The organism is Ruegeria sp. CDSC052, assembly GCF_059610685.1.
Genome location: NZ_JBXWOB010000003.1, coordinates 16,659 through 41,864, shown reverse-complemented (window position 1 = coordinate 41,864; position 25,206 = coordinate 16,659). Strand labels below are relative to the sequence as shown.

The following is a 25,206-nucleotide window of genomic DNA, read 5'->3' as shown; positions in this document are numbered from 1 at the left end:
CCTTGCGACGATAGGTTCGGGCAACCCGGCAGAGCGGGTTGCCCAATCTCAGACGCTTTAGTCCAGCGCGTCCCACGAGGATTGGATTTCGTCGGCGACGTCCTGGGCAGGTGTTCCGCCCGTATAGTCGACCATACCAGTCCAGAAGGTGCCTGCACCCACGCCGCCCGGCATCAGGTCAGAACCGTCAAACCGGAACGTCGTTGCACCAAGAAGAATGTCGTTCATCTTCTTCAGCGTTGGGTCTGAGAAGACCGAGGTATCGACGCCTTTGTGCGGCGTCAGGAACCCGGTCAGAGCCATCCAGGCTTCATGCGCCTCGGGTGTCTCCAGGTATTTCATCAGCGCATGCGCGCCCGGGCTGTCATTGGTGATTGCCCAAACTGTTCCGGCCCCAAGGACCGGGCTGCCGAGATCCTTACCTTCATAGGCCGGGAAATAGAAGAAATCGGCATCCTCGCCCACAACCGTGCCTTCAGGGAAGAAGGCCGGAATGAACGAAGCCTGACGGTGCATGTAGCATTGCGGAGGCGAGCTGAACATGCCCTTCGGGCTGTCACGGAAGTCAGTCGTTGCAACCGCGCCGGCTCCGCCGGCCACGTAATCATCGTTGCGCGCAAACGCTCCGAATTCTTCAATCGCGGCGACAACCTTAGGATCGTTAAATTTCAATTTGTTGGCGACCCAGGCGTCATAATCTTCGGGCGGCAACGTGCGCAGCATCATGTCTTCAACCCAGTCAGTCGCTGGCCAACCTGTCGCTCCGCCGGAACCCAGCCCGATGCACCATGGCGTTTCGCCATCAGCAACGATCTGATCGGACAGCGCCTTGAGCTCTTCCATCGTAGTCGGAATCTCATAACCGGCATCTTCGAAGTTTTCCGGCACGAACCAAACCAGCGACTTCACGTCGACCTTGTAGAAGAAGCCATATAGGTGATCCTGCCCGTCCGGACCTTGGTAGGTTCCCAGATCCACCCAGGACTGACCAGCCGCATAGTTGTCGCGAATCCAATCCGCGGTTCCTTCACTCAGGGGAGTCAGGAAACCTGCCTTGGCCATATCTGACGCCAGACCGGGCTGAGGGAACACTGCTACGTTGGGAGCCGATCCGGCTTCGGCATCAATTCTGATTTGCTGCTCAAAGCTGTCCGAGCCGACATAGCTGTACTCATGCCCGGTCGCCGCCGCGAACCCATCCAGAACCTTTTCGACATTCTCTTGGTCCGGCCCCAGCCACGGGCCGAATACGGTAACCTTGTCGGCCTGTGCGACGCCCCCGATCAGGGTAAATGCGGCGACGCCAGCATAAAGCGAGTGTTTCATGAATTTCTCCTCCCAACGATATCTCGGCCTTTGGTCTTAAATATCCAAAGCGCTTTGGCTGGAGTGAGTTTATGCGCTAACAGCCTCCACCTGTCAACGATTGCTTTGCGAAGGACCATAAATATAAATATCAAACGAGATGTTCGTGAAATCTGTTGACCACCAGAGAAAATGCCCGCAAAAACAGGAATACGCAGTAATTTGTAGGCGCTTTGAACAAATATGAACCTAAAGCAGCTCTCTGAAATCCTTGGTTTGTCCCAAACAACCGTCAGCCGCGCACTGAACGGATACCCCGAGGTCAGCGAAGCCACGCGCACAAGGGTTCAGGCCGCCGCAACAAAACACGGGTACCGCCCGAACAGCCGGGCCAAGGGTCTTGCGACAGGTCGATCACACGTGATCGGGCACGTGATTCCCAGCTCATCCCAGCATGAAATGGTGAACCCAATCTTTGGCGATTTTGTCGCCGGGGCTGCTCGTAGATATGCCGAACACGGCTATGACATGATGTTCACCAGCGCCGATGACACATCTATTGAACGCGCTTATCGCGACCTGTTTCAGCGTGGTGCCGTGGACGGTGTCGTTCTGCAGGGACCCAAGGTGAACGAGCAGCGGATTGAAGTCCTCAATCGCATGGGCGCGCCATTCATTGTGCACGGACGATCCACTGGAATAGACGCGCCCTATGACTGGGTTGATGTGAACAACAAAAGCTCGTTCAAGCGCGCCACCCAGTTTCTGATCGACCTGGGGCATCGACGGATCGCCCTTATCAACGGACTTGAAGATATGGATTTTGCCCAACGCCGCCGGGCCGGTTACCTGCAGGCCCTGAATCAAGCCGGTCTGTCACCGGACCCTGAATTGATGCGCAGCGCCGAGATGACAGAGGTATATGGCCACCACGAAGCGCGCGATATGGCTCAACTTAAGAATCCTCCGACCGCCATCCTGGTTTCGTCAATGATTTCGGCCATCGGAGTTCGGCGGGCATTGAACGAAGCAGGGCTGCAGATGGGCCGCGATGTTTCGGTGATCGCCCATGATGACGACCTGTCCTATCTGAAAAACGGGCAGGATGTACCGATCTTCACCGCCACGCGATCCTCGGTTCGGTTGGCCGGTGAAATAGCTGCCGAAATGCTGATCGAACGAATAAATGCGCCCGAAGACCCGGCCAAAACTAGATTGCTGGAGGCTGAGCTGGTAGTTGGCGGCTCGACCGGCCCCGCCCCCAACAGGTTCTGAATATGAAATACAACCGCACTGATTTCCCCAAAGATTTCCTCTTTGGCGTCGCAACCTCGGCCTATCAGATCGAAGGCCACGCACAGGGAGGGGCCGGGCAAACCCATTGGGATACCTTTGCCAGGACCCCCGGCAATGTTGTGCGAAATGAAAACGGGGATCTGGCCTGTGACCACCTGAACCGGTTCCCGCAGGATCTGGATCTGGTGCGCGATGGCGGCTTTGATTGCTACCGGTTTTCAACCAGCTGGGCGCGGGTTCTGCCCGAAGGCCGTGGTCAGGTGAATGAGGCCGGGCTGGATTACTATGATCGGCTGGCCGATGCGCTGCTGGAACGCGGTATCCGCCCCTGCGCCACGCTTTACCATTGGGAACTACCTTCGTTTCTGGCCGATCTGGGCGGCTGGCGCAATCGAGATATCGCCGGGTGGTTCGCCGATTTCACCGAGGTCATCATGGGCCGCATCGGCGATCGGATGTACAGCGTCGCCCCCATAAATGAGCCGTGGTGCGTCAGCTGGCTGAGCCATTTCGAAGGCCATCACGCCCCGGGTCTGCGCGACATCCGTGCAACCGCCCGCGCGATGCACCACGTCCTTCTGGCCCATGGCAGCGCCATCGACGCGATGCGGGGCCTTGGCATGTCCAACCTGGGCGCGGTTTTCAACCTGGAATGGGCCGAACCCGCAGATGACAGCCCCGAAGCGCGCCGCGCGGCTGATCTGTATGACGGCATCTACAACCGGTTCTTTCTGGGCGGCGTTTTCAACAAGGCCTATCCAGACAACGTTCTGGAGGGGTTAGAGCCCTACCTGCCCGCTGGCTGGCAGGATGATTTCGACATCATCGGTACGCCGGTCGATTGGTGTGGTCTGAACTACTATACCCGCAAGTTGATTGCGCCTTCGGAGACCACCTGGCCCAGTCTGCAGGAAATCGCCGGACCGCTGCCCAAAACTCAGATGGGGTGGGAGATCGAACCCGCCGCCCTGACCCGGTTTCTGACCCGCACCAAGCAGGATTACACCGGGGACCTGCCGATTCTGGTGACGGAAAATGGCATGGCCAGCCCCGAACGGCAGCAGGATAGCGACCGGATCGACTATCTGAACCAACATCTTTCGGCGGTACAGGACGCCTTGGCACAGGGCGCGCCGATCAAGGGCTACTTCATCTGGTCCCTGCTGGACAATTACGAATGGGCGCTGGGATATGAGAAGAGGTTTGGCCTTGTGGATGTGGACTTTCAGACGATGGAGCGCACACCCAAGGCGTCCTATACCGCAGTACAAAACGCCCTGACGGGAAGCACAGTGTCCTTACCGCTGGCGCAACCGGCTGGGGCCATGCACGACCATTGGAACCTCGTGGCCGATATCGGCGGCACCAATACGCGGCTTGGCGTTATCACCAATGGTGAACTGACGGACCTGCGCAAATACCCCACCGGCAAACTGCCCGAATTGCTTGAGGCCTTTCATAGCCTGCGCGACGAGATCGGAACCGACCCACGGGCCGTGGTTGCCGCCGGGGCAGGACCTGTCCGCAACGGTACAATCAGGCTGACCAACGCCCAACTTGATCTGTCAGAGGATGATATCGCCCGGGCAACGGGCGCCCGACATACCTTTGTGATCAACGACTTCACTGCCGCTGCGTGGTCTGTTGCCGAAATTTCCCATGACAATGTTGAAGTCTTGCAAGGGGCCAAGCATCCGCCGACCGGCACTCGTCTGGTCGTCGGGCCTGGAACCGGGCTAGGTGTCGGATCGCTGCTATATTCGAATGGCCGCTATCACACGGTGTCCGGCGAAGGCGGCCATATCGGCCTCTCGCCCCGAAGTCAGGACGAGGTCGAAATATTCAACGCCGCGCGGCTGGTGGCCCCCGAGTGTTTTTTTGACGACACCCTGACACTTGAGGCGGAAATGTTTCTCAGCGGTACGGGTTTGCCGATCCTCTATCAGGCCATCGAACTGGCAGGGGGTCGGGCAAAGGCCGAGCCCCGAACCGCGCGCGATATCCTTCAGGATGCACGCGACGGAACCGATGCCCATGCCGTCAAGGCCGCGCATATGTTCACCACACATCTAGGCGCGGTCATGGGCGATCTGGCGGTCGTCATGATGCCTGCCGGTGGCGTGTTCCTTGTGGGCGGCGTGGCCGAAAAGAACCGCTGGCTGTTCAAGGACGCCTTCCGAGACGCCTTTAATGCCGGAGGCCGGTTCAGCGAGTTGCGCCGATCCATGAACCTGTATGTCTCGGAACAGGATGAATTTGGCATTGTTGGCGCTAACAATTTCTGTAAAAATGCGCTAAGGCGGTAGTCTGACCGCACGTTTCAGAAACAGAAAGGTCCCGGCATGATCCTATGCTGTGGTGAAGCCCTGATCGATATGATCGAGACGCCCACGATCTCGGGCGAACTGGGGTTTGTGCCCCATTCTGGCGGTGCGATTTTCAACACGGCTATTGCCCTGGGTCGATTGGATACGCCGGTGGGTCTGCTGACCGGGCTTTCCTCTGACATGTTCGGGCAACAGCTTATGGCCGCCCTCAAGGCCAGCCATGTTGACTCCGACCGGGTAATCCACTCGGACCGCCCGACTACATTGGCATTTGTACAGCTCAAGGATGGGCAGGCAGCCTACAGTTTCGTCGATGAAAACTCGGCCGGACGGATGTTGACGCCAGAGGATATGCCAACCCATCTGCCCTCGGTCTCGGCGCTGTATCTGGGCGGGATCAGTCTGGCATGCGAGCCTTGCGCAGATGCCTATGCGGCGGTGCTTGACCGCTTTGGATCAGAGCGCGCCGTCATGTTGGACCCAAACATTCGCCCGGATTTCATCCGGGATCAGACCCGGTATCGCACCCGGCTGAACCGCATGATTGCGCAAGCGGATATCGTCAAGGTCTCGGACGAAGATCTGAACTGGATCATTCCGGGCCCAGAAAGCCTTGCTGAGAAAGTTCCGCTGTTGCTGCAGGCAGGACCTTCGGTGGTGATCGTCACCCGGGGCAGCGAAGGCGCGATCGGGTATCTGGCGGACGGGTCCGACGTTTCTGTTCCCGTAAAAAAGGTCGAGGTCGTCGACACCGTTGGCGCCGGTGACACTTTCAACGCAGGCGTCTTGTCCGCCCTAGATCAATCAGGCCACTTAACAAAATCCGAATTGCGCACATTGCCAGCAAACGCCCTGCGCGTAGCCCTTTCGAAAGGGGCGGAAGTCGCCGCTGTAACTGTCGCGCGCGCCGGGGCAAACCCGCCCTGGGCCCATGAACTCTGACCCAACGAAGAAGCCGATGAAACGTTCCGAAATCAACGAAATCAAATCCGAGGCCGAGGCCTTTATCCGTTCCTTTGGCGCGGTGCTGCCGCCCTTTGCGGATTGGTCGCCCGAGAAAATGCGCAGCGAACAGGCCGCCGGTATCCGTGAACGCGGGCTTGGGTGGGACATAACCGACTATGGCCAGGGTCGGTTTGACGAACTTGGCCTGTTCCTGTTCACCCTACGCAATGGCGATGTCAGCGATCTGAACAAGGGGCAAGGCATGCTCTATGCCGAGAAACTGCTGGTGTCGCGGGACAAGCAGCTTTCGCCGATGCACCGGCACATCGTCAAAGCCGAGGATATCATCAACCGGGGCGGTGGCGATCTGGTGATGGAAATCTACGCCTCAGACCCTCAGGGCGGCATTGACCGCGATACCCCTGTGACCGTGCCTAGCGACAACTGCCCTGTGACGCTTCAACCTGGCGAACTGCTGCGGCTAAAGCCCGGTCAAAGCGTGACCTTGATGCCGGGTATCTGGCACGCGTTCTGGGCGGAAAAAGGCGATTGTTTGATTGGCGAAGTGTCTACCGTCAATGACGACCGAACCGACAACGTCTTCGAACAGCCGATCCCTCGCTTTGCGACAATCGAGGAAGACGCCATCCCGGATTTCCTGCTGGTTGCGGATTATTGACATTGGCGCATAGGCGCGCTGGCACCGGCTTTGAACCCGATAAGCCCCTTTTACTAAATCGGAAAATCAGTCTACCATGGGCGATACTGGCACGCAGATAGTGGTCTGCCGGGAAGGAGCCTGAGCAATGGTGACAAAAGCCGAGCTTGAAGCAGAGATCGCAGAGTTGCGACGGCAGCTTGCCGAGCAGCCACCGGCAAAAAACGCTTCGCCAGATAAAGGGGCTGACGCCCCGCCGCGCGAAACCATCGCCGACCGGCTTACAGATAACCTCGAATCCTGGTCCACACAGCTTGACGATATACTTGAGGAATTCGAAGATCTGCCGCACAGAAAATCAATTCTGTTTGCCGCTGGTATTTTTGCCCTAGGCTACATGCTTGGCCGGTCACGCTAGGAGACGCCCATGAGCCGCATATCCCGCAATGTCTCAGTCATTTTGCGCGCTGAACGCTTGATCGCACGCGCACAGCTTGCGATCTCCGTGAAACGGGCCGGGTTTTACATAGCCGCCGGAGTGGCGGTGGGCCTGGCGATCATCATGCTGAATCTCGCCGGATTTTTCTGGCTTTCCGCGATCCTGTCGAAACCCGTTGCTGCGATACTTGTGGCGGGGACCAATCTGGTACTTGCTTTGATTCTGGTTCTGCTCGCCAATTCGATAAACCAACACGGCGATGCCTCGGCCGCAGTCGAACTTCGGGATATGGCGCTGCAAGACATTGAATCTGAAATCAGGGATTCCCTGGCCGAGGTCCAAAACACCGTAGCCGGAATTCGCCGCGACCCGGTTGGCGTACTGGCGCCCGAAGCCATCACGACCTTGCTGAGCATGCTGCTGAAATACGCCCGGCGCCGGAAAGAAACGCCGAACGAATAAGACCTATTCCAGAAAATTCACCGCAGCCCGCGCGATCACCATCTCCTCATTTGTGGGGATCGTCAGAATCCGGACACGGCTGAAATCCGTGGACAGGACTGTTCCACCATCGGCATTCCTGGCGTGATCCATTTCAATCCCGATCCATCGCATTCCATCACACACCATCTGCCGGATCTGGGCAGCGTTCTCACCAACGCCACCGGTGAAGACAAGCGCATCAATCCCTTCAAGTGCAGCGGACAGGGCGCCAAGCTCTCGCCGAATACGGAAGACGTAATAGTCGATTGCCTTTCGGGCTTCGGGCGTATCAGCGGCCAGCAACGTGCGCATATCCGATGATATCCCCGACAGGCCCAGCAGGCCGGATTTTCTGTACAACATTTCGGCAATCTCTTCTGCGGTCATTCCGTCCTGCTGCAGCATATACAGCACGACACCTGGATCCAGCTGACCGCAGCGCGTGCCCATCGGCAACCCGTCAAGCGCCGAGAACCCCATGGTCGAAGCCACAGCGCGCCCACCTGAAACCGCGCACATGGATGCCCCGTTTCCAAGATGGGCGATAACCACACGGCCATCATACAGACCCGGTGCCGTTTTTTTCAGCTTGTTCGAAATGTAGTCATAGCTCAGCCCATGGAACCCATAGCGGCGAACGCCTTTGTCATAGTAGCTTTTCGGCAAGGCAAAGGTGTCGTTTACCCACGGATGGGTGCGATGAAACGCCGTGTCAAAACAGGCAACCTGAGTTGTTCCGGGGAAGGCAGCGCTGGCTGCGCGAATACCCGCAAGACTGTAGGGCTGATGCAAAGGAGCAAAGGGAATAAACCCTTCTAAAGTGTTGATGACGGTGTCATCCACGCGCACAGGCTCGGAATAGACCGTGCCCCCATGCACTACGCGATGACCTATCGCGCACACATGAATGTCAGGAAGATATTCCCGCGCCATTTCAAGAAATGCGTGGATTGCTTCATCATGGCTTTTGGTGCTCGACAGGGGACGATCTACTGATCTGCCGCCTGCCGACTGGGCCAATAGGCGTGGTGCATCACCTAAACGTTCTATTTGTCCGCGCCACCGCATGCTGGGACGGTTGTCGTCAACCAGTTCGTACAGCGCGAATTTCAGTGATGAGGACCCGGCGTTCAGTGCCAGAACATGGTCAGCCATGGAGTTTGCCTTTACTTGCATATGCATGAAGCGCCGCCACCGCGCAGGACGCCAGACGCGAGTCGTCATCATCCGAACGCGAGGTCAGGATAATCGGAGCCGCAGCCCCGACCACGATCCCTGCCGCCTCGGCATGAGAGATGAATGTCAGTTGTTTCGCCACCATATTGCCTGCTTCTATGTTTGGGGCGACAAGAATGTCCGCTGCACCAGCCACCTCGGACGTAATCCCTTTGGTGCGTGCCGCATTCAGATCGACCGCGTTGTCCATAGCCAGGGGGCCGTCAACCAACCCTCCTGTGATCTGACCCCGTTCGGCCATCTTCGACAGCAAGGCGGCATCAACTGACGACGCCATGCGCGGGTTGATCGTCTCAATGGCTGAAAGCACGCCTACCTTTGGGGTCTCAATCCCGATGGAATGTGCCAGATGGATCGCATTCTGAACAATATCAGCCTTGGTTTCGAGGTCAGGGGCAATATTCACGGCCGCGTCAGTGACCATGATCGGACGCGACATCCCTGGAACATCCATAACGAATATATGTGACAGCCTTCGCCCGGTTCTCAACCCGTTTTCGCGGCGCAGAACCGCGCGCAACAGGTCATCGGTGTGCAAATGCCCCTTCATCAGTGTTTGCGCCCTGCCCTCAACCACCAGGTCAACCGCGCGATGGGCGGCGGCTTGGTGGCCATAGGCCTCGATAATTTCAAATCCGGACAGATCGGCACCCAGTGCCTCGGCTGCGGCAGCGATTTTGCCGGGATCACCCACAAGGATCGGCGTGATAATGCTGTTGCTATACCCCAGCAAAGCACCCCCCAATGAGTTTGGCTCTTCAGGTGCAACAACAGCAGTTGGCATCGGGTCAAGGGGTCTGGCTTTCGCCAGTAACGCTTCGAAATGGCGGTGGCGTTGAACGATAAGTCCCGGCACCTCGATCGAATCGAATTCCATATGCTTTGCGGGCGGCGTGACTCGGACATCTCCGCTCAGGACCAGGGTGCTGTCGCCAACACGCCGAACCTCGGCGGTGCAGATAACATCACCATCGTCGGATTTTTCTGTAACCCGAACAACTGCGGTCAACTCATCTCCGGCCAGAACGATCGCGTGAAACCGTAGATTGGCCGCTCGGGTCTGGGTTCCCGCACCCGGCAAAGTATTCCCCAAGACGGCAGCCACCAGACCGGCGGGCCAAAGCGCAGGGGCCACCGCCTCGGGGTGGCCGTCGCCGTCACCATCATAGGCCGCCAGATGCAGAGGATTGTGATCCCCCGATGCCGAGGCGAAGGCGTAAAGATCGTCAACCGTGCACAATCGTGTCAGCTGGGCTTCGTCTCCGACCTCGAGCTGTGAAAAGGTTCGGTTTTCCTGGATCTTCATTTGGTCAGGCCTTTTTTCAGACGGTGCATCGGCATGCCTCGGAATTGGCGGCGGGTCGCGGAGCGGGGCATTCTCGGTCACTATTCGACCTGTGCCAAATCCTCCAGATCGGATGGCGGATCCATACCTTCGCCAATAACACGTTCACCTACCTCTAGCCGATCCTCTGCTGACGGCAATAGGCCGGACAATGTTTCAGCAGCCCAATTTAAAATGATGGTTTGTTCGACAACAGCACTGCCCGGACCCTTCGAAGGAGTACTGCTCCTGAGGTGGCTTGCCATCCACACCGTCAACCAAGAATAGTTTTCACAAATTGCGAGTTAAACTTTTGATTTAAGAACCACTTTTGACATATATACGACCCGGCCAAACACTTTGCCGCCCTCAGACCTGTTCCCACTAGCCAGTAATGCGGGGGCAAAAATGGGACGGGCATTCACATCTGCACAGGCAAAAACCTGCGGAAGCTAGTATTCAATGCGGCAGACCGGGCATTTTGGTCTGATGGCCCTGTTTGGGCTACAGCGCCGCTGTCCAAACTCTGTAACGTCCCTGCCCTGTCACCTCGCGGATCAAGCCCCTCCGGCTGAAACGGTCAATGTTGCGCTGAACCGCAGCGCGTGAGGCTTTAGTCAGCTCTTCCGCCAATGGGGCCGAAACCATTGGCCAGGCCGTAAACATGTCGATCAGTCTTGGTGGTGTGCGCCCGCTCAACTCTGCAGTGGTCTCTCTGGCGCGCTGCTCCCAGGCGCTGACCCGGTCCAGGTGCAGCAAGGCGGACAATACCGCCTGCCCTGTTCCCCTGATCCAGGCAGCAAGCTTTTCTGATGGTTCACCAACACCTCTCAACGCACCCGGACCCGACAGAACCAAGGGCATGAACACAGCCCCGCCCCGCCCCATCTTGGCCGCATGACGGGCGGCAATGATTGCAGCCTCGGTATCCTGTCCGATGCCTTGAGACAGGGCCCGCCAGGCATGAAAACCGATGGCGGCCTGCGTCACCGGATGCAGCCCCTCGGAATTGCGCATGACTTCGGCAAGATCGGCGATGGCTTCGGGGACTTCGTCAATCCCCTGCGCAATACGATCTAAAAAGGCTGTCAGGCCGGTCTCCCACCCGCCATCCGATGGCGCGGCGCCGGATGTTAGCCGCCGTACGGCCCAACCCGCGCGGTACAGGGCCTGCACATCATCCCCGGTTGCACCAATCCGAAGCCCGGTCCAAAGCGCCAGCCGATCAACGCTGATCCGGTCTCCGGTCCACCATCCCAAATCGGATACATCCATCAGCGCCAGCCGGTGTGTCCACCCATCCGGACCGGCGCGCAAACGTTCGTCCAAGGCGCCGAAACTAACTGCCAGGTCGGCCAGTTCCAACGACAGATCTGCCTGCGCCGCACGCCAGTCCCTGGGATCAAACAAAAGACTGCGGTCGACCCTTGGACCGGGCGGCAGGAAATCCTCGACAGCCTCTTCGTCAGGTGGCAGGAACCACAGATCATCCTCATCAGCGTCGTCATCATCATAGATGCTGCGCGGGCCGAGGGGGTCCTCGTCCTCATCCGGATCGGGAATGACGGGTGTGGTGGTCATGTCCGCTATATTTCTGGTATTTCCGCAGGTTCACAAGGCGTTTTTGACGCGACCTCAGCTTGCAAAGGTCGCGGTCAGAATATCCAGCTTACTTTCCAGGTCAGTCTGATCGCTGTCACCAATCAACATATAGCCATAACCGTCTTTGGACCAGGTCGCCGTCGCCAACCCACTGAGCACTGCCTCTTTCAAATCCTTGCTTGGCGCGCCTTCACCCTGACGAATGACACAGAAGGCAAAAGGCTGGCCCTGTTCATTCGCAAAGACCACTTGAACCAACGGTTTGCCCCTGAAGGACAACACCTGCGCACGCTTCAATTCCATCCCCGGCAACGCCTCAAGAGTGTCACGTCTCAAGGACAGACCCAGCTGTGCCTCGGCCTGATCAAACTGAGTTGTCAACGCCTGTTCCGAGCTGTCCATCCCCGCGATCGTGTCCGCCGCATATAGTGATTGATAGATCGCCGCCTGCTCAGCCCACCCCATGGGCTGAGGCCTGGTTACCCAATATGTGGCCGACACAGAAATCACCGCGACAGATGCAGCTACTGCCAACAGGCGCAGAGGACCGCCACTGGTTTGTATCTCGGCATTTGGGTCAGGCAAAACCATCCGGGGCATCTCGGCCGGGACATGTTCAAACACCGCTTGTACCACCGGTGCGAATGGATCAAGCCCCATCAGGCGCGCCTCAAGCTCGGGTTCGGCCGCAACCGCAGCTTCTATCGCCTGAGCCTCGGCTTCATTCGCTTTGCCTTCCAGGTACGCTTTGAGAACTTCATCGGAAAACTTCATTTGCGACTCCGTCGAACGGCATCTGCCGCCTCATGCTGCATCACGACTTTCAGTTTTTGTCGCGCATTGGACAGCCTGCTCATGATCGTTCCTATTGGCACCTCCAGCAATGCTGCGGCCTCGCGGTAGCTATAGCCTTCGACATAGACCAGCATCACCGTTTCTCGCTGTGCTTCTGGCAACTGCATCACTTGGGTAAACACTTCGGCGGCGAATATATTCGTTTCCGAGTCCGGTCCGGATGCAATCAGCTCTGACTCTGGGGTCAACGACAGTGCCTGCGCTTTTCGGACCGAGCGGGCACGCAGCTCATTCAACCAGATTGAACGGCAGATCGTCATCAGCCAACTGTCCAACCGCTCAAATGACGTCACCTGGTGGTGGCGTTCAAGTGCACGCAGGCAAGTGGCCTGCAACAGATCATCGGCCACATCGGAAGCACCCGACAGGGCAAGCCCAAACCGCCAGACGCGCCTCGAATGCGTCTGGATCGCGCCGCGCACGGCCTGCTCGGAACTCAATTCACCGACCATAGTTTGCTTCACGACCTCTATCATTTTCACGAACCAGGTTCGCTGGGTCAGGCCTGACATACCCTGCGCGGGAAAGAAATGGAACTTATGTTGAAAAGGAAAGTACCATGCGGTCTTTGAAATTTCCCGTGATCTGATCGGAAATCCGCAGGCTCTGATCGAAACATCCTCACTAGGAACGGAGTCTACATCCAGACAGTCGGATCAAGGAGATGGGTTTAGGTCGCGAAGATACACGTACATAACAAGTTCGACATGCAGGCTTCGGTCGATTTGATGCTTGCGATCAAGGACACGATGAAACCCCTCGTCGATCAGGGCATGTCCATGGATGAAGTCCTGGCGCAAAATCCGTTATCCGTCTTTGAGAAGTTCGCCTGGTTTCACATTCCAACCGAGCGGATGACGATGATCATCTATTGTCTGCTGGCAGAGAGCTGAAACTCTCTTGGCCGAAATCACCACCTAGACTTTGACCGTCGAGAATAAGGGCACAATGCGAGGCAGTTAACTGCCTCGCTCAAAACCCCACACAGCCCGCAAAAGGCGCGCTTCACAGATGATAATGGACCCGCAAGATCAGCGGAATTCGCTAGCCTGTGCCAGTTGAGGCAACGGTACCGCAGCGAGTGTTCGCCAGCCTTCTGGTGATACATGTGTAGGGGATTTCTTTCAGGTCGCAGAGAAAGGCACCTGGCGAAGAAACGGAACAGATATCTCCTGCAATAGGTTCGAAGTCCGCTCGGAAATGTACGGTGCTTTTTACACAGATAACCGCGTAGTTCGTTGGGTCTAATCCGATATGAGTAAAATGCGCGCGATCAAGACATTGGTTCCGTATACTTGTGACAACAAGGTCAATACTTGCCTCGTGCCCAACCAAACGTAGGGCAGCTGTCTCGCCCAGCATAGCTACCCCACCGCCATACATTTTTCCGGTATAGCGACAAACGCCATCACCCAAAGCCAGAACTTCAAACTCTGCTTTGACTGGAACGTGCCCAGCCAAGTTGGACTTTGCACCGACCGCAAGTTTTATCCGTGCACCTTCTCCGGCCTTATGGGCTTGTTTTGCACTTTCAGGGTCATGGAACAGACCCATTAAGACACTCTTTGTCCCGCCCTCAATCAGTGCTGCCAGCAGGCCAGTAGTATCTGATGTCCCGCCCGCACCAGCGTTGTCCTGGACATCTGCGACAACAATGGGTTTTCCCCGCCTCTCGCGACATATCGAAACCGTTTCCTCTAGAGACAACATTGAACAATCAAGATCGGCTTCGCGAGATACGAACAAATGCACGACTTCTTCCGCGGCAGCAGCAGCTTTCTGGGCTGTGGCCGCGTAGGCAAGACATGATGGGCCTGTGTCTGAGAAGTCCGCAGCGGTGAAGCCAAGGGCGATTTCTGCCAGAATTTCCTGCTTCTCAAATCTTTTCGGCAATTGATAGATCTCGCTGAATGGCTTGGAGCCCGTATGTTGCGCATGCAGAGGGATGAGGTAAGGCACCGGTTGGAAAGCCTTGTAGAGCGTTTCGCCCGCTAGCAACCGCTGCAGGACAGGAACGCATCGTGCGCCCGTTTCCGCCATATCCAAGTGGGGATAGGTTCTGAAAACAGACAAATAGTCTGCATTGTCGACCATCTCAGCCGAGATGTTGGCGTGAAGGTCCAAACTTGCGACCACTGGCACTTCGAAGCCCACAACTTCACGTACACGACGCAGAAGCTCTCCCTCACCGTCAGCGAAGCTTTCGGTGACCATTGCCCCGTGGAGATCGAGATAAACGCCATCAATGTCGCCCACATCCCGGATGCGATCCAACAACATCTCGCAAATTGTTTCGAATGCGTGATCGGTTACATGTGCGGACGGTTCGGCAGAACACCACAGGGTTGGTGCGACTTCAAATCCTGCTGCCGCTGCAGCCTTCGCAAAACCGGCGATAGGTAGGTTCATGCCAAACGTTTCCGATATCACCTGCGCACCGTGCAACATGCTGGGCCAGGAATCGGCCATCTCAAACTCGTGCAGACCGGCCTGCGTCACACCAAAGCAATTAGTTTCATGCTGAAAACCCGCGATTGCAATACGCTTGGTCGCCATCATGTGTGCTCGATTTCTTGTTCGGCATGGGGCGCAGCAAAAACACTTTGGCCATTGCGGATCGTTTCAAGCACCCGCGTATCTGTCAGGCGGTCCGGATCGTGCAGTGGATTACGCGAAAGGACAACAAAGTCAGCAACTTTACCCGGTTCGACAGAACCGCGCTGCTCGTCCTTGAAGACTTGCCAAGCAGCGTCGATGGTCTGAGCGCGTAAGGCTGACAGAACGCTGATCTTCTGATCTTCACCGAGCACGCGACCAGAAACGGATTTTCGATTTACCGCACAGTGGGCCAGATGGATCGGACGCGTCGGAGTGACCGAGGCATCATTGTGGATTGTATATCGCAAGCCAAACCGCTCGGCAGACGCCGCAGGGGATATCCGCTCGGAGCGCTGCGGCCCCAAGAATGTATCGTAGTGGCGATCACCCCAAAAATGTATATGAGCCGGAAAGAAACTGACGGTAAGTCCAAGCTGGGCCATACGCTCCAACTGATCATCCCGCAGAGCCTGACCGTGGATAATGGTGTGGCGATGATCTTGGCGAGGATGCGCAATAAGCGCCTTTTCCACCGCATCTATGAACATCTCGGCACCGGCATCACCATTGCAGTGGCAATGCATTTGGAAGCCCTTGCCGTGGAGTTTTCTGACGTCGGCATCTAGCTGTTCTTGTGAGGTGTAAACCATCCCACAAGGGTGGCAGGGATCGGACGGCTTGAAATACGGGGTAGACAAAAACGCGGTCTGCAACTGAAAAGCCCCGTCCGTGAACAATTTGCGCGGACCCAGTGTGAAATGCGGGTTGCCGGGCCAGTTCGTACCGATCCAATGCTCGGACAATTCGGGTTCCAGACTTCCGACGGGTAAGAGCTCAATGTCTATTCCCGGATCCAGATCCGCGGGCTGGCTGGCAAAGTGTTCCAACATGGTTTGCGACGCCCAGGCGTTTTGGGCATAGGTCACACCATAGGATAGGTATTCGTCACGACAGGCCTCAAAGCCTAGCCAGAACCTTTCGCGGTCGATCAGGAAATCAGTATCGCCCATCTCGCCCATGGCCGATAATCCTTCGATCAATCCCGTCAGGGCTCCGGTTTCAGGATCACGGCCAAAGCGGCCGCCTTCTGGATCAGGTGTTTGACAGGTTAACCCGCGCCTCTGAAGGGCAACAGAATTGGCCACGCCACAGTGCCCCGACGCATGAATAACCCAGATTGGATGACGCTGTGATACATCGTCCAGCTCAGCCCGCGTAGGCATGCGGCCTTCGCGAATGGCAGTATTATCAAACAACACGCCCATGACCCACTCACCCTCGGGCGTCTCGCCAGCCTTTTCCCGAATCCTGTTCAACGCCTGCGCCATGTGCTTGCAGTCCCCTAAAGGGGGCGAAGATAAGTCGACACGGAACAGCCGTATGAACCCTGGATCCGGGAAATGCCCGTGCGGGTCGATAAACGCCGGCATCAGTGTACGACCTTGTAGGTTATACTCATGTGAGTCAGCCGGCATGCGTGCGCGCAGATCTGCTTCAGCACCGACGGCCTGAATTCTTTTGCCCTCGGTCAGAACGGCCTCGGGAGAGGAGTTCTGTGCATCCATAGTCAGGATTGTGCCGTTAAAATATAGTGTGCTTGGCATTGGGTTTCCTACTACGACAGCGGGGCCAGACAACGCAGCCCGTGGCCGCCATTTACTTCCCATTCCGGAGTCTGGGTGCAGATATCCTTGGCAAAGGGACAACGCTCGCGGAACTCACAACCGGACGGGCGTTTGAGCAAACTGGGGGGCTCACCTTTGAGAGCGATCCGTTCCAACCGCGCATCCGGGTCCGGCTCTGGGTTGGCACTCAGCAGGCAGCGGGTATAGGGATGGCGCGGCTCGTTAAAGATGGCCTCGGTTGTACCTTCTTCAACCAATCGGCCCAAATACATGATGCCCATTCTGTCAGCCACATGGCGTACGACGCTAAGGTTATGCGTGATAATCACCATCGCAAGCCCCAGCCTTTCGCGCAGGTCGTTGAGCAGGTTCAGCAGCTCGCCCTGAACCGACACATCGAGACCTGCAGTGGGCTCATCCGCAAGGATCAATTTGGGTTCCAGTGCCAGTGCACGTGCCACACCCACACGCCGAGCTTGGCCACCAGATAGCTGATAAGGATAGCGGTCCGCGAAATGCGTGGGCAAGTTGACCATTTCCAACAGGCGCTTGGCTTCGGCGTCCATGTCACGGTCTTTCATGCCCTGAATGCGGTAAGGCTCGGTAATCAGACTGCGGATGGTCAGACGCGGCGACAGGCTTCCAACCGGGTCTTGAAACATCATCGCCATGTCTTTGCGCAACGGGCGCATGACACTTTCGGGTGCGCCCCGAATTTCCTGACCTTCGAAGGTGACCGAGCCATCTTGCGCAGGTGCTAACCCGGCAATGGCGCGAATGACCGTGGTTTTACCAGACCCACTTTCACCAACCAGCGCGTAAGTCTCTCCGGGTTCTACGGTAAAGCTGACACCCGCCAGTACATTGACCGGGCCATAGCTGGTATTGAGGTCCACAACGTTCAGCAAGCTCATGATGCGACCTCCTGATGGTTCAGCCAGCACGCAGCGTGATGGCCTTCTTTCAATTGATCCAGTGGCGGCACTTCGGTGGCGCAGCGCGCCATGGCCTGATCACAACGATCCCTGAAAATGCAGCCCCCAGGCAGGTTGGCCAAGTCGGGCACTTCACCGGGAATGGTTGGCAATACACGGGCTCGCTCTTTGATGTGACCGGGGTCGCATTCGATCAGTCGGCGTGTGTAAGGGTGTTTAGGATTGTGAAAAATCTCCCGCACGTCCCCGCTTTCAACAACTGCGCCAGCATACATCACAACAACCCGGTCGCAGAGTTCTGCGATCACGCCCAAATGGTGCGAGATGAACAGGATGGCACAGTGAAACTCGCGCTGCAGCTCTTGCAGGCGCTCAATGATCTGCACCTCCAGTGTCGCATCCAGTGCAGTTGTCGGCTCATCCGCAATCAAAAGATCAGGTTCGGACATCAACGCCATCGCGATGGCGATCCGTTGACGCATCCCGCCAGAGAATTCATGCGGATATTGCGCCAGACGCGCCTCAGGGTCAGGAATGCCAACAGCGCCCAACATTTTGGCCGCGTGCGCCAACTTGTCAGCCTTGGACTGTCTGGATCGGTGCTGAATATCCAGCATCTGCTGACCGATAGTCAGAACCGGGTTGTGCGTTTGCATCGGATCCTGAAAGACGATGGATATATCCGCCCCGCGCAGGTCCCGCATGTGCCGATCAGAAGCTTGCAGCAAATCCTTCCCCTTGAACCTAATTTCTCCTTCACGGAACCGGGTATTGGGCGCGGTCAAACGCAGAATGGATGAGATCAATGTGGATTTACCACAACCGGACTCTCCCACGATGCCAACGATTTCACCTTTGTTGACGTTGAATGTGATGTCCCTCAATGCCCTGAGGTCGCCACGGCCTGTTTCGTAATCGACGCAAAGCTGGTCGATTTCCAGAAGTGTCTCGGTCATCGCTGTTTCCTCAGTTTCGGGTCAACTACATCGCGCAGGCTTTCACCCAGAAACGTGAAGCCAAGCGTTGCCAGAATGATCGGCAGGCCTCCGCCAACAACCAACCAAGGAGTTTGGCGGATCAGGGAATAGCCATCCTTAAGCAAAGCACCCCAGCTTGGGGTCGGAGGCTTAACGCCCAGACCCAGGAAGGACAGGCCGGCCTCAAGCGCGATGACTGTAGGGATATCCATGGCTGCCAACACAGCCAGAACGCCAATGATGTTGGGCAGCATATGAACGCCTAGAATGCGCGCCATGCTGGCCCCCATTGAACGTTCAGCCAGGATGAACTCAGAGTTGCGAAGTGTCAGCGTTTGGGTCCGCGCCACACGCCCATATGTTGGGATCGATGTCGCCATGACGACAAACACGACCGTCTGCAGACTGGGCCCGATCAGGGCCACAACGGCCAGCGCGAACATCACTGTCGGAAAGGACCGGATGGTATCGAAGAACAGCATTAGAAGATTATCGAGCCATTTCGGCCCATACCCTGCAATCATGCCCAGTGTCAGGCCAATCGCCATTGCTCCGAACACGGCGGGCAATGCCACCTTGAGCGCAACTTGGCCCCCCGCGATGACCCGCGAAAACGTATCGCGCCCTAACTGATCTGTGCCCAGCAGGTGTGCCATAGACGGTCCCTGCAAGCGGGATTTGATATCCATCGCAATCGGATCATAGGGTACGATCCAATACGCAAAGATTGCGCAGAAAACGATGACACCGACGATGATTAAGCCCATGAGACCAAGCGGGTCGCGCGCAACGCCGACTATGATCTGGCCCATTTCGGAACGAGATTTTTCCATGTGCCTGCCTCCTCAATGAGCCGTGCGCGCGCGTGGATCAAGCAGCGCATTGATCAGATCGGCCAATGCGGTCGACACCACGAACAAAGCTGTAGATACTAGGACAGAGCCCATCACAATCGGGTAGTTTCGGGTCGTAATGCTGTCGATGACCAGTTTGCCCAAACCAGGTCGGGCAAAGACGATTTCAGCGAAAACCGCCGAGCTGAGAAGAAAACCCATCCCAACACCGATCACGGTAACCACGGGCAAAATGGCGATCCGCAGCGCGTACACCATGACCACGCGACGTTCGGCGATACCAAAGGCTCGGGCCGTGCGGACATGGCTTTCACCCATAACCTCCAGCATCGAGGCGCGTACCAACCGGGCAATATAGCCAACCCAACTGAGCCCGATGGCAAAGGCGGGCAGGACCAAATGGTCAAGACGGTCAAGGAAGCCTTCCCCGGCACCGATCGCGGGAAACCACTGTAGATGCACTGCAAAAACCAAAAGAGCCAAGAGCGCGACAACAAAGGCCGGAGCGGCCACAAAACTAACAGATATCGCGGCGGCAACCCGGTCGACCAACGTATTGGGATGCGCAGCCGCATAGGCGCCGAGTGCGATGCCCAGCGTAGCTGACCACAGGATCGACGCGAAAATCAGTTCCAATGTGAATGGTAGTTGCTGGAACACGATGTCAGTCACGGAACGACCCGAAAAGACATCGGTTCCCAAGTCTCCCTGCAAGAGGTTTCCGTAAAAAATCAAAAGCTGTTTCCAGATTGGCTGGTCCAGCCCCAACGCTACTGTGAGTTGGGCCTGAAGCTCGGGCGTGGCGCGTGGGCCGAGCATGATTTGGACCGGGTCGCCTGGCACGGCGCGGATCATCAGGAACATGACGGTGACCGCCACGAACAGGATAAGCAGCGACAGCCCGAACCGACGGGTTGCGAATTTCAGCATGGCCAACTGGCTCCTTTTGGCTTGATGGCGTTGGTGTTGGCACGGCGAGCGTTATGCACCCGCCGCACCTGGTCGACCTGGGGAGATCAGGTCGCCTTGCCAAAATAGCGAAGCAGGGACAGGCCATCTGGCCGCAGCGCTGGAATGACGCGTGCGCTGTGAATAACCGGTGTCGCCTCGTGAGTGATAAAGCGATAAGCACCGCTTTCTTCCATCAGATCCTGCGCACGCTGATACATTTCAGCTCGCTTTGCGATGTCCGTTTCAGCAGCCGCAGATTCATGGATTTCGTTAAATTCCGGGCTGTTAAACCGTTCCCAGTTCCATTTCCCGATCTGTTCTGGTGTGAACCACGACGTCGCATAATACGGATCAGGCGTCATCGAGAAACGGTTCAGAACAAGCTGTAGGTTCTCATTGTCACCAGACGCCCAGAATGCCCCGGATTCCAGAACGTTAACCTCAACCGTGATTCCGATCTGCGCCAGCGTCGCCTGAATAATCTGTGCAGTTGTTGTAAAGGTCGTCTTGTTCAACGTATCGAGGGTTAGCGTGACATTGGTTTCACCGGATTCCGCGAGCAACTGCGCGGCTTTCTCGAAGTTCGCCTCAGGTGGTACAAGCGAAGATGGCCGATGGCCAGCAAGGCCCGGTGCGATGATGCCGGTAGCCGGTTCAGCAGCTCCAAAATATGCTGCCTCCAGGATGCTCGGAACATCCACTGCGTGCTGAATTGCCTGCCGCAGTTTTTGATTTTGCAGCTTTGGATGCTCGACGTTCATTCCCATCCAGACATAGTAAAGCGAGGGTTTCTCAACCAGCGACCCACCATTGGGAACCCCGGCGCGATACCGCTCAACTGAGCCCAGCGACACGCGAGTTACGTCCAACTCGCCTGCCTCGAACGCAATCTCGGCCGTGTTTTCATCATCGATCGGATAGATCTCGACGGTATCCCAAGCGGGGGCATCCCCTTTCCAGTCAGGGTTGCGCTTTAGAACGGTCTTTTCTTTGGGCGACCAACTGTCTCGCAGATACGGGCCGGATTCCGCAACCGGATCAGCACCGATCCGGCCACCGGCGGCTTCGACCGCTGCCTTGGAGACGATGTTGCCAGTAATATACGGCAGGGCAATCGACCAGATCGGGGCAAACGGGCTGTTCAGAACGATTGTCCCTTCACGGTCTCCTGTCACTTCAACATGGCTGAATGGCCCTAGGTCGGGCTTATTCGGACTGTCGGTCGCGTCGTCCACGATCCGTTCCATGCTGAATTTGACGTCTTCAGCAGTCATCGCGCCAAATCCGTTAGTGAATCCAATATCGTCACGCAATGCAAACTTGATATGGGTCGGGTCAACCTGCTCGATCATAGTTGCCGCATCCATTTGCCAACCCCATTCCTCGCCCGGCTTGTATTGGATCAGCTTGTTGTAGATGGAGGCATGCACTTCTTCTTCAACGACACCAACGGAATGTGCTGGATCCATGTTCTGTGCATCACCATAAGCCCGCACCCGCAGAACACCGTCGTCTGCTGCAAACGCGCGGTTCGCCCACCCCATCGGAAGCGCTGTAGCGGCCCCTAGCGCAGTTGCACCTTTCAGAAACCTCCGGCGACCAACATTGGCCTTTGTCCATTCGATCTTCATAGTATCCTCCCTTAGATTAAGTCAGAGAAGTCCGCGTGGAACGGTTTCGGACCATTCCCTTGTTAGGACTTCGATTTCATTTGCGCCTTCAGCGGCGCGTAGTTTGCGGTAGAGATAGAAATTCTCGGTGTCACAGCTCATGCGGCACTCGGTCGTGATGGCGACCTGCCATTCTTCGCGCTCGAACGAAAAACTCCAAGCGGTCTCGAAATACGCGATTTTCGGATCATCGGGGTGAATGCGGTAAAGCATGCGTACGTCGCTACCAACAATCAGATCGTGGTAGGGATCGCGCGTTTTACCATAGTCATCAAACGTCTCCAGAACCACGCAACCGCTTTCCGTCACCGTGCGTTCTGATTGCGCTGAAGGTAAACGCAACTGCTCAGCTGCCAGAACCGGATACGCCTGCGCCGGGCCGGGTTCAGAGGCTTGAATTTCATGCGCAACTTCGCGCACCGGCAGATGAAGAGCACAATCCAGCAAGTGTAAAGTTACCGTGGCCGATTGAGGTGCTGGCCAGACAATCGGCCAATAAGACGTCGACAACGCCAGTCGCAAAACGTGGCCCTCGCGCAAATGGTGCGCACATTCGTTCAGCGTGATTTCAGCCTCGTAGAGCTCACCTGGTTGCAGGGCCTGCGGCGTCTCATGACTGTGGGAGTGACACAGGTTCAACGGACGATAGCTGATCCGCTGTGACACACCTTCGGGTGAAACATCACACAGCCGCGCGACAAGCTGGGCAACAGGCTGATCCACTGAAAACTGGAACTTTAGCTTTGCCCGACCCAGCAGCTCGAGCGGTGCTTGCAGCGGCGAGCTGTCAAAACAGACCGATAAGGCATCATCACCGGACTGATCCCCTGCAAGTTCATTGTCGATACGCATGCCCGCACAGAAATATCCGCCTTCCCCACCAACATGGTTGGGCGACGTGACAACGACCGTGCCAACCACCGGGTCCCGCGAAAACCCACCAGGAACCAGATGCCAGACCCGTTCTGAGACATGAGGTGACGGCCATGCCGTCTCTGCAATCCAACGACCTTTCCGAGGACCGTTTTGCGCAGTCGGATTGAAGTGTTCCTGCATGTATGTCCGATAGGCAGGCAAGTCCTCGGCGCCGTTTTGTTGTCCCTTCAGCCAGCGGTCAAACCATCCGACGACTTCGGAATGAAAATCTGCGGGATCAAGCTTTGAGATGTGCGGATAGCGGTGTTCCCACGGCCCAATGATAGCTTTGGTTGGCGCCGTCAGGTTGGCTGCCAAAGCCGGAGGCGCATTGACGTAAGCATCTGCCCAGCCTGTAATCGCCAAGACAGGGGTTTGGATCGCGGTCCAATCCTCGCAAACTGAGCCGTGCTTCCAATATGGGTCGCGCGTCTGATGTCGCAGCCAATCTGCAGAAGAGAATGGGACGTTTTGCAGTCGGGCAAGCCAGTCCTGTCGCCAATCTGCTCGAAGCTCTGGATCAGCTGGGCGCGTCAGATAGGCAAACATCTGACTGCCCCAATTCATGTTGTCACTCAGCAGGCACCCACCCATGAAATGGATGTCATCGGCATATCGATCCACAGTCGAAGCGACACTGACGATGGCTTTCAGTGCAGGTGGTTGCCTGAAGGCCAGCTGCAGACCATTAAACCCGCCCCAAGATATCCCAATCATCCCGACATTGCCGTCACACCAATCCTGCGCGGCAATCCAGGCTATGACTTGCTCACCATCATGCAGTTCCTGTTCCGAGTATTCGTCGTCGAATTGCCCTTCGCTGTCCCCGGTGCCAGCTATGTCGACCCGAATACAGGCATAGCCCGCCTTTGCAAAAACCGTGTGTGTTGTTTCGTCTCTGGGCGCGGTACCGTCACGTTTGCGATATGGCAGATATTCCAGAATGGCCGGTGTGGGGCCTGTCTCGGGCAACCAGAGGCGCGCCGCAAGCCGTCGCCCATCGGCGAGTGTGATCCATGTGTTTTCGATTGTTTCGATTGGCATCTGAAGCTTGTCTGTTACGATCTGATGCTGAAGAAGAAACCGATTTGCAGATAAATCAAATTGTGCAATCTTATGCGAGTTGACGCAGTTTGCAGTGATATAGCGTCAAAACGCGAAAGGTTTTTCTTGTGTCCGAGTATTTTTCTGCCAACTTACGATCGTTGTGCGCAGAGCATGGAAACATTTCGCAGATTTGCCGCGAAATCGGCGTCAATAGACAGCAATTCAATCGCTATTTGAATGGCTCCAGCCTGCCCTCTGCCCATAACATGCGCCGCATTGCACGTCATTTCGACCTGACCGAAGCACAGCTTTTCGAGGAAACTGCAAGCTTCGAACGAATGCTAAGAGGCGTCCTGCCACAAGTTGGGAAAACGCCCACAGATGCATTTTTGGAACCCTTCCGGGGGCAACAGAAGAACCTGAGGCGCTATATAGGTTTTTATCATTCCTATTTCTGCACGCCATCTTGGGAAGGAAAAATCTTCTGTTCATTGATCCGCATTCAGGAAGTTGAAGGGCTAATCACGATCCGGTCCCGTGAAATTGCCACGTCTCCAGACAAGAGCATGCATCAGATTTCGCGCTACGCTGGCTTTGTAACTATGCGCGGGAACAGGATATTCGTGACCGAACACGAGCTCGCGCGCGAAGGCAGCGTTTCCAATACAATCTTGTACTCGGCGCATCGCCAGCAACTGAAGTATTTGCGAGGGATGACCATGGGCGTTGCTTGGCGCCCATACCCCCATCCATACGCAGCCAAAACAATCTGGAAACGTCTGCACGAACGTGTAACAGCGCGCGAGGCGATCGCAGCTTGTGGCATTTACCCAATTCAAAGTAATAGGATTGATCCAACTGTCAGAAAGCACCTGACCGAGGTCTGAATCGCCGGATTCACATAAGCGGCAGCACCGTTCTTTAGGTGCCGACTCCAATTCCGATAGCAATTTTTCGTCCAAACTGTACGAGATCAATTCGTACCAGTTCTTCGAGACAGCACTGACAATGCCGCAAGTCTAGCTCGTGCAACGGGTAATGTTCGTCTCTGATTGCAGCGAAGAGGCGGATTATGACCCAGGCATCACCACCGATCTGGCAATACCATGTGTGTGCAGTAGCATTTGTGCTGCTTCTGCAAACATGCTGCCTGTCTGACGTCTG

22 protein-coding genes and 1 pseudogene are annotated in these 25,206 nt (G+C 56.5%); 9 read left to right on the top strand and 14 right to left on the bottom strand.

Going from position 1 to position 25,206, the window contains the following annotated elements; translation table 11 throughout:
* Window positions 1-57 precede the first annotated feature (57 nt).
* Window positions 58-1,326 (bottom strand): ABC transporter substrate-binding protein, encoded by a 1,269-nt coding sequence (locus AC2FIM_RS07555; RefSeq protein WP_142636126.1) that lies wholly within the window; start codon window positions 1,324-1,326, stop codon window positions 58-60.
* Between the two features lie 222 nt (window positions 1,327-1,548).
* Between AC2FIM_RS07555 and AC2FIM_RS07550 the strand changes: the two genes are divergently transcribed.
* The 7 genes and pseudogenes from AC2FIM_RS07550 to AC2FIM_RS07520 all read left to right on the top strand — a co-directional run bounded on the left by AC2FIM_RS07550 (window position 1,549) and on the right by AC2FIM_RS07520 (window position 7,432).
* Window positions 1,549-2,580: a LacI family DNA-binding transcriptional regulator gene (locus AC2FIM_RS07550; protein WP_271948730.1), complete on the top strand. Its 1,032-nt coding sequence runs from the start codon at window positions 1,549-1,551 to the stop codon at window positions 2,578-2,580.
* Between the two features lie 2 nt (window positions 2,581-2,582).
* Window positions 2,583-3,887 (top strand): annotated as a pseudogene (locus AC2FIM_RS07545) (GH1 family beta-glucosidase); the annotation flags it as partial.
* Between the two features lie 39 nt (window positions 3,888-3,926).
* Window positions 3,927-4,907 carry a glucokinase gene (locus AC2FIM_RS07540; RefSeq protein WP_271949123.1) on the top strand — a complete coding sequence of 327 codons (981 nt, stop codon included), beginning with the start codon at window positions 3,927-3,929 and terminating at the stop codon, window positions 4,905-4,907.
* 36 nt (window positions 4,908-4,943) lie between these two features.
* Window positions 4,944-5,870 (top strand): carbohydrate kinase family protein, encoded by a 927-nt coding sequence (locus tag AC2FIM_RS07535; RefSeq protein ID WP_142636120.1) that lies wholly within the window; start codon window positions 4,944-4,946, stop codon window positions 5,868-5,870.
* A 16-nt stretch (window positions 5,871-5,886) separates the two neighbouring features.
* Window positions 5,887-6,552: a D-lyxose/D-mannose family sugar isomerase gene (locus AC2FIM_RS07530; protein WP_271948728.1), complete on the top strand. Its 666-nt coding sequence runs from the start codon at window positions 5,887-5,889 to the stop codon at window positions 6,550-6,552.
* 127 nt (window positions 6,553-6,679) lie between these two features.
* A complete protein-coding gene (locus AC2FIM_RS07525) occupies window positions 6,680-6,949 on the top strand; it encodes a hypothetical protein (RefSeq protein ID WP_496677238.1) in 270 nt (89 codons plus the stop codon).
* Window positions 6,950-6,958: 9 nt separating this feature from the next.
* Window positions 6,959-7,432, top strand: a complete 474-nt coding sequence (locus AC2FIM_RS07520) for a hypothetical protein (RefSeq protein ID WP_281972981.1) — start codon at window positions 6,959-6,961, stop codon at window positions 7,430-7,432.
* Window positions 7,433-7,435: 3 nt separating this feature from the next.
* Here the strand turns inward: AC2FIM_RS07520 and AC2FIM_RS07515 are convergent, their stop codons facing one another.
* From AC2FIM_RS07515 to AC2FIM_RS07495, 5 genes are all read right to left on the bottom strand, one after another.
* Window positions 7,436-8,608, bottom strand: coding sequence for an acetate/propionate family kinase (locus AC2FIM_RS07515; RefSeq protein WP_496677242.1), 1,173 nt, complete (start codon window positions 8,606-8,608; stop codon window positions 7,436-7,438).
* The gene (locus tag AC2FIM_RS07510) at window positions 8,601-9,995 is read right to left on the bottom strand and encodes a bifunctional enoyl-CoA hydratase/phosphate acetyltransferase (protein ID WP_496677245.1); all 1,395 of its coding nucleotides are present in this window, start codon (window positions 9,993-9,995) and stop codon (window positions 8,601-8,603) included. Before AC2FIM_RS07510 ends, AC2FIM_RS07515 begins: the two co-directional genes overlap by 8 nt.
* Before the next feature lie 522 nt (window positions 9,996-10,517).
* Window positions 10,518-11,594 (bottom strand): helix-turn-helix domain-containing protein, encoded by a 1,077-nt coding sequence (locus AC2FIM_RS07505; protein ID WP_496731856.1) that lies wholly within the window; start codon window positions 11,592-11,594, stop codon window positions 10,518-10,520.
* Window positions 11,595-11,648: 54 nt separating this feature from the next.
* On the bottom strand, window positions 11,649-12,389 hold the full coding sequence (locus AC2FIM_RS07500) for a hypothetical protein (RefSeq protein ID WP_496708036.1): 741 nt from the start codon (window positions 12,387-12,389) through the stop codon (window positions 11,649-11,651).
* Window positions 12,386-12,982: an RNA polymerase sigma factor gene (locus tag AC2FIM_RS07495; protein ID WP_246097204.1), complete on the bottom strand. Its 597-nt coding sequence runs from the start codon at window positions 12,980-12,982 to the stop codon at window positions 12,386-12,388. The genes AC2FIM_RS07500 and AC2FIM_RS07495 overlap by 4 nt, the downstream gene beginning before the upstream one ends.
* A 237-nt stretch (window positions 12,983-13,219) precedes the next feature.
* On the opposite strand from AC2FIM_RS07495, the gene AC2FIM_RS07490 reads away from it, so the two are divergent.
* Entirely contained in the window at window positions 13,220-13,363 is a 144-nt protein-coding gene (locus AC2FIM_RS07490; RefSeq protein ID WP_496693718.1) for a hypothetical protein, read from the top strand.
* Window positions 13,364-13,514: 151 nt separating this feature from the next.
* Here AC2FIM_RS07490 and AC2FIM_RS07485 read toward each other — a convergent pair whose 3' ends face one another.
* From AC2FIM_RS07485 to AC2FIM_RS07450, 8 genes are all read right to left on the bottom strand, one after another.
* Window positions 13,515-15,026 carry a M81 family metallopeptidase gene (locus AC2FIM_RS07485; RefSeq protein WP_496731933.1) on the bottom strand — a complete coding sequence of 504 codons (1,512 nt, stop codon included), beginning with the start codon at window positions 15,024-15,026 and terminating at the stop codon, window positions 13,515-13,517.
* Window positions 15,026-16,672 (bottom strand): amidohydrolase, encoded by a 1,647-nt coding sequence (locus AC2FIM_RS07480; protein WP_271948714.1) that lies wholly within the window; start codon window positions 16,670-16,672, stop codon window positions 15,026-15,028. The genes AC2FIM_RS07485 and AC2FIM_RS07480 overlap by 1 nt, the downstream gene beginning before the upstream one ends.
* 11 nt (window positions 16,673-16,683) lie before the next feature.
* Complete coding sequence (locus AC2FIM_RS07475) at window positions 16,684-17,607, bottom strand: oligopeptide/dipeptide ABC transporter ATP-binding protein (RefSeq protein ID WP_142636099.1); 924 nt, start codon at window positions 17,605-17,607, stop codon at window positions 16,684-16,686.
* A complete protein-coding gene (locus AC2FIM_RS07470; protein WP_142636097.1) occupies window positions 17,604-18,584 on the bottom strand; it encodes an ABC transporter ATP-binding protein in 981 nt (326 codons plus the stop codon). Before AC2FIM_RS07470 ends, AC2FIM_RS07475 begins: the two co-directional genes overlap by 4 nt.
* The gene (locus AC2FIM_RS07465) at window positions 18,581-19,438 is read right to left on the bottom strand and encodes an ABC transporter permease (protein ID WP_271948708.1); all 858 of its coding nucleotides are present in this window, start codon (window positions 19,436-19,438) and stop codon (window positions 18,581-18,583) included. The genes AC2FIM_RS07470 and AC2FIM_RS07465 overlap by 4 nt, the downstream gene beginning before the upstream one ends.
* A gap of 12 nt (window positions 19,439-19,450) precedes the next feature.
* Window positions 19,451-20,389: an ABC transporter permease gene (locus tag AC2FIM_RS07460; protein WP_496708038.1), complete on the bottom strand. Its 939-nt coding sequence runs from the start codon at window positions 20,387-20,389 to the stop codon at window positions 19,451-19,453.
* Window positions 20,390-20,475: 86 nt separating this feature from the next.
* Window positions 20,476-22,041 (bottom strand): ABC transporter substrate-binding protein, encoded by a 1,566-nt coding sequence (locus tag AC2FIM_RS07455; RefSeq protein WP_142636091.1) that lies wholly within the window; start codon window positions 22,039-22,041, stop codon window positions 20,476-20,478.
* A gap of 21 nt (window positions 22,042-22,062) precedes the next feature.
* Window positions 22,063-24,039: a CocE/NonD family hydrolase gene (locus AC2FIM_RS07450; protein WP_142636089.1), complete on the bottom strand. Its 1,977-nt coding sequence runs from the start codon at window positions 24,037-24,039 to the stop codon at window positions 22,063-22,065.
* A gap of 128 nt (window positions 24,040-24,167) precedes the next feature.
* Between AC2FIM_RS07450 and AC2FIM_RS07445 the strand changes: the two genes are divergently transcribed.
* Window positions 24,168-24,929 (top strand): helix-turn-helix transcriptional regulator, encoded by a 762-nt coding sequence (locus AC2FIM_RS07445; protein ID WP_281972993.1) that lies wholly within the window; start codon window positions 24,168-24,170, stop codon window positions 24,927-24,929.
* Window positions 24,930-25,206 lie beyond the last annotated feature (277 nt).

Excerpts from the sequence above, each read along its gene's own strand:
- AC2FIM_RS07555 (WP_142636126.1), bottom strand. The coding sequence starts at position 1,326 with ATGAAACACTCGCTTTATGCTGGCGTCGCCGCATTTACCCTGATCGGG.
- AC2FIM_RS07550 (WP_271948730.1), top strand. The coding sequence starts at position 1,549 with ATGAACCTAAAGCAGCTCTCTGAAATCCTTGGTTTGTCCCAAACAACC.
- AC2FIM_RS07540 (WP_271949123.1), top strand. The coding sequence starts at position 3,927 with ATGCACGACCATTGGAACCTCGTGGCCGATATCGGCGGCACCAATACG.
- AC2FIM_RS07535 (WP_142636120.1), top strand. The coding sequence starts at position 4,944 with ATGATCCTATGCTGTGGTGAAGCCCTGATCGATATGATCGAGACGCCC.
- AC2FIM_RS07530 (WP_271948728.1), top strand. The coding sequence starts at position 5,887 with ATGAAACGTTCCGAAATCAACGAAATCAAATCCGAGGCCGAGGCCTTT.
- AC2FIM_RS07525 (WP_496677238.1), top strand. The coding sequence starts at position 6,680 with ATGGTGACAAAAGCCGAGCTTGAAGCAGAGATCGCAGAGTTGCGACGG.
- AC2FIM_RS07520 (WP_281972981.1), top strand. The coding sequence starts at position 6,959 with ATGAGCCGCATATCCCGCAATGTCTCAGTCATTTTGCGCGCTGAACGC.
- AC2FIM_RS07515 (WP_496677242.1), bottom strand. The coding sequence starts at position 8,608 with ATGGCTGACCATGTTCTGGCACTGAACGCCGGGTCCTCATCACTGAAA.
- AC2FIM_RS07510 (WP_496677245.1), bottom strand. The coding sequence starts at position 9,995 with ATGAAGATCCAGGAAAACCGAACCTTTTCACAGCTCGAGGTCGGAGAC.
- AC2FIM_RS07505 (WP_496731856.1), bottom strand. The coding sequence starts at position 11,594 with ATGACCACCACACCCGTCATTCCCGATCCGGATGAGGACGAGGACCCC.
- AC2FIM_RS07500 (WP_496708036.1), bottom strand. The coding sequence starts at position 12,389 with ATGAAGTTTTCCGATGAAGTTCTCAAAGCGTACCTGGAAGGCAAAGCG.
- AC2FIM_RS07495 (WP_246097204.1), bottom strand. The coding sequence starts at position 12,982 with ATGTCAGGCCTGACCCAGCGAACCTGGTTCGTGAAAATGATAGAGGTC.
- AC2FIM_RS07490 (WP_496693718.1), top strand. The coding sequence starts at position 13,220 with ATGAAACCCCTCGTCGATCAGGGCATGTCCATGGATGAAGTCCTGGCG.
- AC2FIM_RS07485 (WP_496731933.1), bottom strand. The coding sequence starts at position 15,026 with ATGGCGACCAAGCGTATTGCAATCGCGGGTTTTCAGCATGAAACTAAT.
- AC2FIM_RS07480 (WP_271948714.1), bottom strand. The coding sequence starts at position 16,672 with ATGCCAAGCACACTATATTTTAACGGCACAATCCTGACTATGGATGCA.
- AC2FIM_RS07475 (WP_142636099.1), bottom strand. The coding sequence starts at position 17,607 with ATGAGCTTGCTGAACGTTGTGGACCTCAATACCAGCTATGGCCCGGTC.
- AC2FIM_RS07470 (WP_142636097.1), bottom strand. The coding sequence starts at position 18,584 with ATGACCGAGACACTTCTGGAAATCGACCAGCTTTGCGTCGATTACGAA.
- AC2FIM_RS07465 (WP_271948708.1), bottom strand. The coding sequence starts at position 19,438 with ATGGAAAAATCTCGTTCCGAAATGGGCCAGATCATAGTCGGCGTTGCG.
- AC2FIM_RS07460 (WP_496708038.1), bottom strand. The coding sequence starts at position 20,389 with ATGCTGAAATTCGCAACCCGTCGGTTCGGGCTGTCGCTGCTTATCCTG.
- AC2FIM_RS07455 (WP_142636091.1), bottom strand. The coding sequence starts at position 22,041 with ATGAAGATCGAATGGACAAAGGCCAATGTTGGTCGCCGGAGGTTTCTG.
- AC2FIM_RS07450 (WP_142636089.1), bottom strand. The coding sequence starts at position 24,039 with ATGCCAATCGAAACAATCGAAAACACATGGATCACACTCGCCGATGGG.